This window comes from uncultured Amaricoccus sp. (genome assembly GCF_937858865.1).
In the GTDB taxonomy this organism is placed as follows: Bacteria; Pseudomonadota; Alphaproteobacteria; order Rhodobacterales; family Rhodobacteraceae; genus Amaricoccus.
Map to the genome: position 1 here is coordinate 1 of NZ_CALLYO010000341.1, position 12,059 is coordinate 12,059.

Genomic DNA, 12,059 nt, shown 5'->3' on the forward strand with positions numbered 1-12,059 from the left:
CCAGGGCATCGTGCAGGGCACCTACGAGACCTTCGTCGAGGCCGGCCGCCAGCACTACGGCGGCGACCTCAAGGGCCGCTGGATCCTGACCGCCGGCCTCGGCGGCATGGGCGGCGCGCAGCCGCTGGCCGCGGTGATGGCCGGGGCCTGCTGCCTCGCCGTCGAATGCGACGAGACCCGCGCCGACTTCCGCCTGCGCACCCGCTACGTCGACGAGAAGACCCACTCGCTCGACGAGGCGCTCGCCATGATCGACCGCTGGACCAAGGCCGGCGAGGCGAAGTCCGTCGCGCTGATCGCCAACGCCGCCGACGTCTTCCCGGAGCTGGCGAAGCGCGGCGCCCGCCCCGACATCGTCACCGACCAGACCTCGGCGCACGACCCGGTTCACGGCTACCTCCCCCAGGGCTGGACCGTCGGCGAATGGCGCGCCAGGCAGGAGAGCGACCCGAAGGCCGTCGAGCGCGCCGCCCGCGCCTCGATGCGCATCCAGGTCGAGGCGATGGTCGCCTTCCACGAGCGCGGCATTCCGACCGTCGACTATGGCAACAACATCCGCCAGATGGCGCTCGAGGAAGGCTTCGCCAACGCCTTCGCCTTCCCGGGCTTCGTGCCGGCCTACATCCGCCCGCTCTTCTGCCGCGGCATCGGCCCCTTCCGCTGGGCGGCGCTCTCCGGCGACCCCGAGGACATCTACAGGACCGACGCCAAGGTGAAGGAGCTGGTCAACGACCCGCACCTGCACAACTGGCTCGACATGGCCCGCGAGCGGATCGCCTTCCAGGGCCTGCCGGCGCGCATCTGCTGGGTCGGCCTCGGGCTGCGCCACAAGCTCGGTCTCGCCTTCAACGAGATGGTGCGGACCGGCGAGCTCTCGGCGCCGATCGTCATCGGGCGCGACCACCTCGACTCGGGGAGCGTCGCCTCGCCCAACCGCGAGACCGAGGCGATGAAGGACGGCTCGGACGCCGTCTCCGACTGGCCGCTGCTCAACGCGCTGCTCAACACCGCCTCCGGCGCCACCTGGGTCTCGCTCCACCACGGCGGCGGGGTCGGGATGGGCTTCTCGCAGCACTCCGGCATGGTCATCTGCTGCGACGGCAGCGAGGATGCCGACGCCCGGCTCGCGCGGGTACTCTGGAACGACCCTGCCACTGGCGTGATGCGCCACGCCGATGCAGGCTACGACATCGCGATCGACTGCGCGAAGGAGCATGGGCTCGACCTGCCCGGCATCCTCTGAACGACCGACAAAGTTCAACAAGGAGAGAAAGATGAGCTTCCACACCAGCATCAGGGCGGCGCTGCTCGGCGTCGCCGCGCTCGGCCTCACGGCGGCGGGCGCGATGGCCGACCAGCTCGCCGACATCAAGGCGGCCGGCAAGATCGTCACGGCGACCGACATGCACTACGCCCCCTTCGACATGCTGATCGACGGCGTCTACCAGGGCATGACCAAGGATCTCTTCGACGAGGTCGCGAAGGAGATCGGGGTCGAGCCGGTCTACCAGGACATCCCCTGGACCGCCGAGCTGCCGGGGCTCGAGGTCGGCAAGTTCGACATCGTCATCGCGCCGGTCACCATCACGCCGGAGCGGCTCGAGCGCTACACCTTCACCCTGCCGATCGCCGACGCCACCGTCGGCCTCGTCAAGGCGGCGTCCAACGACGCGATCAGCAAGCCCGAGGACATCAAGGGCAAGAAGGTCGGCGTGCAGCAGGGCACGGCGCAGTTCCGCCAGCTCCAGGCCTACGGCGAGTCGCTCGGCGGCGTCGACGTGCGGGAGTACGGCACCACCGACGAGGCCTATGCCGATCTCGCGGCCGGCCGGCTCGATGCGGTCGCCGGCTCCTCGCCGAACCTCGCCTACCTTGTCAGCCAGCGCGGCGACGTCTTCAAGCTGCTCGAGCCCTCGACCTTCGGCCAGCCGACCTACTTCGCCTGGGTGCTGCGCAAGGGCGACGACAGCGCCAGCTTCGCCGACGCGATCAAGGACGCCATGCTGAAGATGACCGACGACGGCCGCGTCAAGGCGATCCAGGAGAAGTGGCTCGGCACCTACACCGAGCTGCCCCGCGAAGTCCCGCAGAGCTAGGGACCGCAGGCCGGTGGGCACAGGCCGCGCACGCGTGCCCACCGGCTAAGCCATTGAAAATGAACGGGCGAGTTTCGCGTATAGACAACGTATAGACGCCAGCGCCGCCCCCGCGTGTCCCGGATCCGGAGCCGCCATGTTTTCCGTCGCCACCTTCATCGACAGCTTCGGGCCGCTGCTCTACGCCGCCCGCTACACGCTGCTCATCTCGGGGCTCGGCATCGCGCTCGGCCTCGTCATCGGCGCGCTCATCTGCGCCGCCCGCCTCTCGCCCTTCCCGGCGCTGCGCCGCTTCGCCGCGGTCTGGGTGAGCTTCCTGCGCGGCGTGCCGCTGCTGGTGCAGCTCCTCCTCGTCTACTACCTCTTGCCGGTCATCGGGATCGACGTGCCGGCCATGGTCGCCGCCGTCGTCACCGTCGGCATCTGCGCCAGCGCCTATGTCTCCGAGATCTGGCGCGGCGCCATCGCGGCGCTGCCCCGCGGCCAGTCCGAGGCCGCCGTCGCCATCGGCATGAGCCCGGGCGACATCTGGACCCGCATCATCCTGCCGCAGGCGGTCAGCCTGTCGCTGCCGGCGCTCGTCAACGAGCTCATCCTGCTGGTCAAGGCCTCCTCGCTCGTCTCGGTCGTCGGCATCATGGAGATCACCCGCGCCAGCCAGGCGCAGGCGGCGACCACCTACCGCCCGCTCGAGGTGTATATCGCCGCCGCCTGCATCTACCTCGCGATCAACCTCTGCCTCGCGGCGGTCGGCCGCGTCCTCGAGCACAGGATGGCCGTCTGATGGACCCGATGATCTTCGTCCAGTACAGCCCCATCCTGATCCGGGGCTTCGGGCTCACCATCCTCGCCTGGCTGCTCGGCACGGTCTTCGGCATGGCGCTCGGCCTCGTGATCGCGCTCGTCCAGCGCTACGCCCCGAAGCCCGTCACCTGGGTGATCCAGGCCTATATCGAGATCGTGCGCGGCACGCCCTTCCTGGTGCAGCTCTTCGTGCTCTACTACGGCGGGCCGATGGTCGGCCTCCGCCTCGACCCGCTGCCGGCCGGCATCGTCGGGCTCACCATCTACGGCAGCCCCTATTTCGCCGAAATCTTCCGCTCCGGCTTCCGCGCCGTCCCGCACGGCCAGATCGAGGCCGCCCGCGCCATCGGCATGGCCGAGCCCGCCATCGTCCGCCGCATCCTGCTGCCGCTCGGCCTCGTCTCGGCGCTGCCGGCGCTCGTCAACTTCTCGATCATCCTCACCAAGGAGACGGTGATCCTCTCGATCATCACCGTGCCGGAGCTCATGTACCAGGTCCAGCGGATGTCGACCGAGACCTTCCGCTTCCTCGAGGGGAACTTCGTGCTGGCGCTCTTCTTCTGGGGCCTCGTCGAGGTCATCTCCCGCTTCGGCCGGCGCATCGAGACGCGCATCACCCGCCACCTGATCGAAAGGCCCTGAGATGGTGCAAGCCTCCTCCGTCGAGATCGCCAAGGTCAACAAGTTCTACGGGCCGTTCCACGCGCTGAAGGACATCGACCTCTCGATCGCCCCGGGCAAGGTGACCTGCCTCATCGGCCCCTCGGGCTCGGGCAAGTCGACTCTCCTGCGCTGCATCAACTTCCTCGAGGAATACAGCTCCGGCGAGATCCGCATCGACGGCCAGCTCATCGGCTACAAGACCCCGGGCGGGGCGAAGATGAGCGGGCGGGACCTGCGCACCATGCGCCGCAGCATCGGCATGGTGTTCCAGCAGTTCAACCTCTGGCCGCACATGACCGCGCTCGAGAACGTCGCCGAGGGCCTGCGCCGCGTGCGCGGCCTCTCCCGCACCGAGGCCGAGGCCCGCGCCGCCGAGGCGCTCAGGAAGGTCGGGCTCGGCGACAGGATGGCGAACCATCCCTCGCGCCTTTCCGGCGGCCAGCAGCAGCGGGTGGCGATCGCCCGCGCGATCGCCATGGAGCCGAAGCTGATGCTGTTCGACGAGCCCACCTCGGCGCTCGACCCGGAGCTGGTCGGCGAGGTGCTGAACGTGATGAAGGCGCTCGCCGCCGAGGGGATGACCATGGTCGTGGTGACGCACGAGATGGGTTTCGCCGCCCACGTCGCCGACCGGGTCGCCTTCATGGAGAAGGGCGAGCTCGTCGCCGTCGACGCCCCGGCCCGCATCCTGCACCAGCCGGAGGATCCGCGCATCCAGGCCTTCCTGCGCACCTACCACGAGCGCAACCTCTTCTAGGCGCGCCGCGGCGCAGGTCGTGCGTGCGCACGGCCGGGGGCAACGGTGACGCCCGGGCCTCAGGGCAGGAGGACGGTCGCCCCCGTCGTCCGCCGCGCCTCGAGGTCCCGATGCGCCTCCGCCACCTGTCCGAGCGGGTGGCGCTGGCGGACGCCGGCGCGCAGCGCGCCGGAGCCGACGGCGGCGAAGAGGTCGGCGGCGCGGGCGCGCAGCTCCTCGGGCGTCGCGACATAGTGGAAGAGGCTCGGGCGGCAGGCGGAGAAGGACCCCTTGGCGAGGTCGGGGACGCCGAAGCCCTCGATGACGCCGGAGGACTGGCCGAAGCAGACGAAGGTGCCGCGCGGCCTCAGGCACGCGAGCGACCCGCGCCAGGTGTCGCGGCCGACGCTGTCGTAGACGACATGGACGCCCTGCCCGCCGGTCAGCGCGCGCACCCGGGCGGCGAAGTCCTCGGCGTGGTAGTCGACGACATGGGCATAGCCGTGCGCGGCCGCGAGCGCGACCTTCTCCGGGCCGCCCGCCGTGCCGATCGCGGTCGCGCCCCTGGCGGCGAGCCACTGGCCGAGGAGCAGCCCGACCCCCCCGGCCGCGGCCTGGACGAGGACGGTCATGCCGGGCTCGACGCGGAAGGTCGAGTGGATCAGGTACTGGGCGGTCAGGCCCTTCAGCATCAGGCTGGCGGCGTCCTCGTCGGAGATGCCGTCGGGAACCTTCACCAGCCGGTCGGCGGCGATGGTGCGCAGGGTCGCATAGGCGCCGAAGGGGATGGTGTAGGCGACGCGGTCGCCGGGCGCCACCGCCGCGACGCCGTCGCCGACGCTCTCGACGACGCCCGCCGCCTCGGAGCCCGGGACGAGGTCGCGCTCGACCGGCCAGGGATAGAGGCCGCTGCGGTGGTAGACGTCGATGAAGTTGAGGCCGATGGCGGTGTGGCGGACCAGCGCCTCGCCGGGGCCGGGCACGGGCGCGGCGATCGCGCGCTTCTCGAGCCGGTCGGGCCCTCCGGGCTGGGTGGCGACGATCGCGTATTCGGGCATCTCGGGTCTCCGGTTCGGTCAGGACGGCTCGCCGTCCGCCGGGGCGGCGCCCGCCGCGGGCGGCAGCGGCTCGCGCGCCGGCACGTCGGGGTTGCCCTCGGTGCGGTCGCGGAAGACGGCGGCGCGGGCGAGCAGCGTCAGGGTGACGGGCGTCGTGACGGTCACGAAGACGCCGAGCAGGAACTCGTGCAGCACCGGCCGCCCCTGCAGCACCGAGAAATAGCCCATCGAGGCCATCACGATGCCCGCCGTGCCCCAGCTCGAGCCGAGGGTGGGGGCGTGGATGCGATCGTAGAAGCTCGAGAGGCGCATGAGGCCGACCGAGCCGATGAAGGTCAGCCCGGCGCCGATGAGCAGGAGCGCGGCGATCGGGATCGCCGCCCAGAGCGGGACCTCGGCCATCGGGGTCATTCGATCACCTCGCCGCGCATCAGGAACTTGGCGAGCGCCACGGTGGCGACGAAGCCGAGCATGGCGATGATGAGCGAGGCCTCGAAGAAGAAGACGCTGCCGGTGCGGATGCCGAGCGTGACGAGCAGCAGCATGCAGTTGAGATAGAGCGCGTCGAGCGCCAGCACCCGGTCCTGCGCCCGCGGTCCGCGGAGCATGCGCACGACCGCCATCGCCATGGCGAGGACGAGCGCGAGCTGGGCGATGGCGAGGGCGGTGGCGAGGATGGTGGCGCTCATTCGAAGATCTCCAGGAGCAGGCTCTCGTAGCGGCCCTTGATGAGGGCGACCCAGGCGCTTTCGTCGACGAGGTCGAAGACGTGCAGCAGCACCTCCTCGCGGCGGGCGTCGTACTGCATCCAGGCGGTGCCGGGGGTGGCGGTGATGATGATGGCGAGAATGGCGAGGCCGAGCGGGTCGCGCAGGGTGAGCGGGATCTCGACGAAGCCCGACCGGCGCCTGCCGTGGCGGCCGTTGCTGAGGATGAGCGCCGCCACGGCGATGTTGGAGCGCACGATGTCGTAGAGCACGATGGCGACGAGCTGCGGGATCCGGTCCCAGCGCCGGAGGCGCGGCTTGGCCGGGTGGAGCGCCGACATCGAGACGCCGGCGACGATGGAGACCGCCACCCCGAGGACGAGGTGGCCGGGGGTGAAGCCGTTGAGCACGAGCCACATGAGCACGAGGCCGGCGGCGAGGACCGGATAGGGGAAGAGCCGGCTCATTCCTCGACCGCCTCCTCGCCGTCCTGCACCCGCGGCGCGCCGAGGACGCCCTCGACATAGACCTCGGGCCGGTGCAGCGCCGCCGCCGTCGCCTGCATGTAGCGCATGACCGGCTGGGCCTCGACGGTGATGGCGAGGGTCACGGCGAGGAGCGCGAGGATCGGCGCGATCTCGATGAGCAGGACCTTCGGCACCTCCTCCTCGGAGGGGACCCAGAAGGTCTGGATGCCGACGCGCAGCAGCGCGACGAGCGCGGCGAGCCCGGAGAAGATCACCAGCGCCGTGAAGCCGAGGGCGAGCGGCGAGGCGGTCGCGTCGTGCGCCCCGAGGCCGCCCGGGTTCAGCATGCCGGAGAGGAGCGCGAACTTGCCGACGAAGCCGGAGAGCGGCGGCAGCCCGGCGAGGAGCAGCGCGCAGGCGCCGAAGCAGAGGCCGAGGACGGTCATCGTGCCGGGCAGGGCGAGCTCGGCGGTGGGCTCGTCGGCGTCGAGCTCCTCGTCGCCGAAGCCGTAGGCCTCGGCGGTGACGGCGAGCATGGCGGCGACGCCGCCCTGGTTGCGCTCGATCAGGTCGGCCATGAGGAAGAGCGCGCTGAGCGCGAGGCTCGAGCTGACCATGTAGTAGAGGGCGCCGGCCAGCATCGGCGTGCCGCCGCCGAGCAGCACCATGCCGATCGCGGCGAGGAAGGTGCCGGTCGAGACGAGGACCGAGCAGCCGGCGAGCCGCCCGAGCCCCTGCGAGGCGAGCACGCCGAACATGCCGAAGGCGATCGTCGCCATGCCGCCGGCGACGAGGAGCTCGGCGCCGAGGCCGGCCGAATGCGCGGCCCCCGCGCCGAAGGCGAGCGAGGCGACGCGCAGGACGGCGTAGACCCCGACCTTGCTCATGATCGCGAAGATCGCCGCGACCGGCGGGGCGGCGGCCATGTAGGTGATCGGCAGCCAGAAGCAGAGTGGCCACATCGCCGCCTTGACCAGGAAGGCGATGCCGAGCGCGGCGGCGCCGGCGCGCAGGAGCCCGCGGTCGGCCTCGGGCAGCGCCGCCGCCTTCACCGCGAGGTCGGCCATGTTGAGCGTGCCGGTGACGCCGTAGATCAGGCTGACGCCGATCAGGAAGAGGAGCGAGGCGGCGAGGTTGATGGCGATATAGTGCAGGCCGGCGCGCACGCGGAGCGGCCCCGAGCCGTGCAGCATCAGCCCGTAGGAGGCGGCGAGCAGCACCTCGAAGAAGACGAAGAGGTTGAAGAGGTCGCCGGTCAGGAAGGCGCCGTTCAGCCCCATGAGCAGGAACTGGAAGAGGCTGTGGAAATGCTGCCCCTGCCGGTCCCAGCCCGCGACCGCGAAGACGAGCGCGGGCAGCGCCAGCACCGAGGTCACGACCAGCATCAGCGCCGAGAGCCGGTCGAGCACGAGGACGATTGCGAAGGGTGAGGGCCAGTCGCCGAGCAGGTAGAGGCGCACCTCGGTCCCGCCCGAGGGCGCCTCGGCGCGGTCGAGGAGCGCGAAGGCGATGATCGGCAGCAGCCCGGCGGCGACGAGGCTGATGACCCGCTTCGCCCGGCGGTCCTCGTAGAAGAGCATCAGCGCGCCAGCGAGGAGCGGCAGCAGGATGGGCGCGATCAGCAGGTGCTCGGGCGTGGGCGTCATTCACCGGGCTCCTTGCCGTCGACATGGTCGGTGCCGGTGAAGCCGCGCGAGGCGAGGAGCACGACGAGGAAGAGCGCGGTGGTGGCGAAGCTGATGACGATCGCGGTCAGCACCAGCGCCTGCGGCACCGGGTCGAGGTAGGCCGCGGGGTCAACCACCGCGCCCTTCTCCACGATCGAGGAGCCGCCGACCCGGAGCCGCCCCATGGAGAAGATGAAGAGGTTGACCCCGTAGGAGAGGAGCGCCAGCCCGACGATCACCTGGTAGGTGCGCGGGCGGAGCAGCAGCCAGACCCCGGAGGCGACGAGGACCCCGATCGCGAGGGAGAGGACGAGCTCCATCAGCCCTCCTCCAGCGCGGCGACGGGCGGCGGCGCCGGCTCGGCCTCCTCGGCCTCCGGCGCGCGGGTCCGGCCGCGCAGCGACTGGTGGGCGAGGGCGATGAGGACGACGATGGTGGCGCCGACGACGAGGGAGAAGACGCCGAGGTCGAAGAGGAGCGCGGTCGCGACCGGCACGTCGCCGATGACCGGCAGCGAGACGTAGCGGGCGCTCGCGGTCAGGAAGGGGTAGCCGAAGAGGAGGGCGCCCGCGCCGGTCGCCGCGGCGGTGAGGAGCCCCGCCCCCATCCAGCGCACCGGCAGGACGCGCAGCCGCGCCTCGACCCAGCGCGCGTCGGCGGCGAGATACTGGAGCAGGAAGCCGATGGCGAGCGCGACGCCGGCCGCGAAGCCGCCGCCCGGCAGGTCGTGCCCGCGCAGCAGCAGGTAGGCCGAGAGGGTGATGATCGCCGGGAACATCCACTGCATGACGACCGAGGGCACGCGCAGATAGTCCTGCACCGTGTCGCCGAGATCGCGCCCGGAGCTCGCGTCCGCCTCGCTCTGGATGCGCTGCTGCATCGGCGCGTCCATGCTCTCGCGCGCCGGGCGGAAGCGGCGCAGCAGCGCGAAGACGGTGAGGCCGACGATCCCGAGGACGGTGATCTCGCCGAAGGTGTCGAAGGCGCGGAAGTCGACGAGGATCACGTTGACCGCGTTGGTCCCGCCGCCCTCGGAATAGGCGTTCTCGAGGAAGTAGGCGCCGGTCGCGCTGACCTGCGGGCGGGTCATCACCGCGTGGGCGATGGCGGCGATGCCGGCGCCGCAGACAACGGCAATCATGAGGTCGATCGTGCGGCGCACCCGCGCCGGCAGCTCGACGTCGGCGGCGATCGCCTGGGACCGCTTGGGCAGCCAGCGCAGGCCGAGGAGCAGGAGGACGGTGGTGACGATCTCGACCACGAGCTGGGTGACGGCGAGGTCGGCAGCCGAGAACCAGACGAAGGTGACGCAGGTCAGCACCCCCGCCCCGCCGAGCAGCGTCAGCGCCGCGAAGCGGTGGTACTTGGCCTGCCAGGCGGCGCCGATGGCGCAGACCGCGCCGATCACCCAGGCGATGGCGAAGACCGGGTCGAGCTCGGTCACCCAGAGGGCGCCGTCGAGGAAGGCGGCGTCGCGCGCCTGCCAGGCGAGGCTGGCGAGCGCGAGCAGCACCAGGATGCGGAGCTGCGGCTGCAGCCGCTCGGTGCCGAGGAGGCTGTAGAGCGCCCGCGGCCAGCGCCACCAGAAGACGACGAGGCTGCGCTCGAAGATGCGCTGGCCCTTGAGCAGGCGCAGGAGCGGCGGCCCCTCCGGCCCGCGCGAGAGCCGGCGGGCGAGGAGCGCATAGAGCAGCGAGCCGAGCCCCAGCGCCGCCACGCTCATGACCAGCGGCGCGTTGATGCCGTGCCAGAGCGTGAGGCTGTAGGCGGGCGTCGCCGGCCCGAGCACCGACTGGGCCGCCGTCCGGAGGTAGGGGCCGACCGTGGCCGCCGGGACGATGCCGACGACGAGGCAGGTGACGACGAGGATCTCGACCGGGAAGCGCATCCAGTGCGCCGGCTCGTGCGGCTCGCGCGGCAGGTCGGCGGGCGGCGGGCCGAAGAAGACCTGGTGGATGAAGCGCAGCGAGTAGGCGACGCTGAGGCTCGAGGCGATGAGCGCCCCCCAGGTGGTGACCGGGTCGAGGAGCGAGCCCTTTCCGGCCTCGAAGGCCTCGGCGAAGAACATCTCCTTCGAGAGGAACCCGTTCAGCAGCGGCACGCCGGCCATGGCGGCCGAGGCGACGATGGCGAGGGTGGCGGTGATCGGCATCGGCCCGCGCAGCCCGCTGAGCCGGCGCATGTCGCGGGTGCCGGTCTCGTGGTCGATGATGCCGGCGGCCATGAAGAGCGACGCCTTGAAGACGGCGTGGTTCATGATGTGGAAGATCGCCGCGACGATGGCGAGCGGCGTGCCGAGCCCGGCCAGCGCGGTGATGAGCCCGAGGTGGCTGATGGTCGAATAGGCCAGCAGCCCCTTCAGGTCGTGCTGGAAGAGCGCGAAGAAGGCGCCGAGCAGGAAGGTCGTCATCCCCGCCGAGGTGACGATCCAGAACCAGGCGTCGGTGCCGCCGAGCGCCGGCCAGAAGCGCAGCAGCAGGAAGACGCCCGCCTTCACCATGGTCGCCGAATGCAGGTAGGCCGAGACCGGCGTCGGCGCCGCCATCGCGTTCGGCAGCCAGAAGTGGAAGGGGAACTGCGCCGACTTGGCGAAGGCGCCGATGAGGACGAGGACGAGGATCGGCAGGTAGAGCTCGTGCTGGCGGATGCGCTCGCCGGCCTGGAGGATCGCCTCGAGCTCGTAGCTGCCGGCGATCTGGCCGAGGAGGAGCATGCCGCCGAGCAGGCAGAGCCCGCCCGCGCCGGTGACGATGAGCGCCATGCGCGCGCCGTCGCGGGCGGCCGTGTTCTGGTGCCAGTAGCCGATGAGCAGGAAGGAGAAGATGCTCGTCAGCTCCCAGAAGACGATGAGCAGGATGACGTTGCCGGAGATCACGATCCCGGTCATCGCCCCCATGAAGGCGAGGAGCCCGCAGTAGAAGCGCGGCGCCGGGTCGTTGGGCGAGAGGTAGTAGCGGGCATAGAGCACGACGAGGAGCCCGATGCCCATGATGAGCGTGAGGAAGATCCAGGCGAAGCCGTCGAGGCGGAGCGAGAGGTCGAGCCCGTAGGCGGGCAGCCATTCGAGGCGGGCGTGGACCGCGCCGCCGCCGGCCACCGACGGGTAGAGCGCCGCGGTGATGCCGAGGCCGGTCACCGCGACGATGCCGGAGAGCCAGGCCTCGGCATGGCGGACGTTCGTCGGCGAGACGGCGGCGATCAGGCTGCCGGCGAAGGGCAGCGCGAGCAGGATGAGCAGGAGGTCGCCCTGGATCACGCCACGTCTCCCGCGCCGGCCGCCTGCGGGCGCGGGAACAGGCCGTCTCTCGCTTCGTCCCGGTGCGGGCGGGGCGTCTTGCAGGTCATCGCCTGCGCGCTTGGCACGATCGGCGCGGCGCGTCCAGTCCCGACGAGCCCGAGCGTTCCTCGTTCGGCCGGTCGCCCTCCCGCTTGCAGTGCCGCCCCCTCCTGTCGGGGCGCCCGCCGCCCCGCTCGCCAGACTGCCGGCGCGGGGGCCGGCACGCAAGGGGGCCTGCGCCGCGCGAGGCCCCGCGCCTCCGGCGGCAGAACCGGGGGGCGAGCCCTCGATCTCAAGGCGATAGGCGGGCCTGCGGCCGCGCCGCGCTCTATTCGGTGACGACCTTCACGAGGTCGCCGGCGCGCAGCCTTCCGCCGTCGGCGAGGCCGTTCATCACCTCGAAGCGCGCCCTTGCGGCGGGGCCGGGGGGCATCGAGGCGGCGAGGGTGGCGGCGTTCTCGCCCGGCGCGACGCGGTGGATGCGGAGCCGGAGCGGCGCGAGGCGGGCCGCGGCGGCCGGCGAGAGGGGCCGGAAGCTCCGCGCCGCAGCGGCGAGGGCCGCGCCCGTCCAGCGGAAGGACAGA

General features: G+C 71.5%; 12 protein-coding genes and 1 pseudogene. 5 read left to right on the plus strand and 8 right to left on the minus strand.

The annotated features are described in order from the left end of the window. The 5 genes from hutU to Q0112_RS09760 form a co-directional block, all read left to right on the plus strand. On the plus strand, positions 1–1,243 hold a 1,243-nt coding region (gene hutU, locus Q0112_RS09740; RefSeq protein ID WP_297974555.1), incomplete at its 5' end, for a urocanate hydratase. A 31-nt stretch (positions 1,244–1,274) separates the two neighbouring features. Then, positions 1,275–2,096 carry a transporter substrate-binding domain-containing protein gene (locus tag Q0112_RS09745; protein ID WP_297974558.1) on the plus strand — a complete coding sequence of 274 codons (822 nt, stop codon included), beginning with the start codon at positions 1,275–1,277 and terminating at the stop codon, positions 2,094–2,096. 136 nt (positions 2,097–2,232) lie between these two features. Continuing rightward, entirely contained in the window at positions 2,233–2,880 is a 648-nt protein-coding gene (locus Q0112_RS09750) for an amino acid ABC transporter permease (protein ID WP_297974561.1), read from the plus strand. Continuing rightward, on the plus strand, positions 2,880–3,542 hold the full coding sequence (locus Q0112_RS09755; protein WP_297974564.1) for an amino acid ABC transporter permease: 663 nt from the start codon (positions 2,880–2,882) through the stop codon (positions 3,540–3,542). Before Q0112_RS09750 ends, Q0112_RS09755 begins: the two co-directional genes overlap by 1 nt. Before the next feature lie 4 nt (positions 3,543–3,546). Beyond that, the gene (locus Q0112_RS09760) at positions 3,547–4,320 is read left to right on the plus strand and encodes an amino acid ABC transporter ATP-binding protein (RefSeq protein ID WP_297974585.1); all 774 of its coding nucleotides are present in this window, start codon (positions 3,547–3,549) and stop codon (positions 4,318–4,320) included. Positions 4,321–4,379: 59 nt separating this feature from the next. Here Q0112_RS09760 and Q0112_RS09765 read toward each other — a convergent pair whose 3' ends face one another. The 8 genes and pseudogenes from Q0112_RS09765 to Q0112_RS09800 all read right to left on the minus strand — a co-directional run. Then, positions 4,380–5,357: a quinone oxidoreductase gene (locus Q0112_RS09765; RefSeq protein WP_297974567.1), complete on the minus strand. Its 978-nt coding sequence runs from the start codon at positions 5,355–5,357 to the stop codon at positions 4,380–4,382. A gap of 18 nt (positions 5,358–5,375) precedes the next feature. Beyond that, positions 5,376–5,768: a monovalent cation/H(+) antiporter subunit G gene (mnhG, locus tag Q0112_RS09770; protein WP_297974569.1), complete on the minus strand. Its 393-nt coding sequence runs from the start codon at positions 5,766–5,768 to the stop codon at positions 5,376–5,378. Continuing rightward, a complete protein-coding gene (locus Q0112_RS09775) occupies positions 5,765–6,046 on the minus strand; it encodes a K+/H+ antiporter subunit F (RefSeq protein WP_297974572.1) in 282 nt (93 codons plus the stop codon). The genes mnhG and Q0112_RS09775 overlap by 4 nt, the downstream gene beginning before the upstream one ends. Next, complete coding sequence (locus Q0112_RS09780) at positions 6,043–6,531, minus strand: Na+/H+ antiporter subunit E (protein WP_297974575.1); 489 nt, start codon at positions 6,529–6,531, stop codon at positions 6,043–6,045. The genes Q0112_RS09775 and Q0112_RS09780 overlap by 4 nt, the downstream gene beginning before the upstream one ends. Then, positions 6,528–8,177 (minus strand): monovalent cation/H+ antiporter subunit D, encoded by a 1,650-nt coding sequence (locus tag Q0112_RS09785; protein ID WP_297974577.1) that lies wholly within the window; start codon positions 8,175–8,177, stop codon positions 6,528–6,530. Before Q0112_RS09785 ends, Q0112_RS09780 begins: the two co-directional genes overlap by 4 nt. Then, the gene (locus Q0112_RS09790; RefSeq protein WP_297974580.1) at positions 8,174–8,518 is read right to left on the minus strand and encodes a Na+/H+ antiporter subunit C; all 345 of its coding nucleotides are present in this window, start codon (positions 8,516–8,518) and stop codon (positions 8,174–8,176) included. Before Q0112_RS09790 ends, Q0112_RS09785 begins: the two co-directional genes overlap by 4 nt. Then, on the minus strand, positions 8,518–11,454 hold the full coding sequence (locus tag Q0112_RS09795) for a monovalent cation/H+ antiporter subunit A (protein ID WP_297974582.1): 2,937 nt from the start codon (positions 11,452–11,454) through the stop codon (positions 8,518–8,520). Before Q0112_RS09795 ends, Q0112_RS09790 begins: the two co-directional genes overlap by 1 nt. A 349-nt stretch (positions 11,455–11,803) precedes the next feature. Beyond that, positions 11,804–12,059, minus strand: a pseudogene (locus tag Q0112_RS09800) (hypothetical protein); the annotation flags it as partial.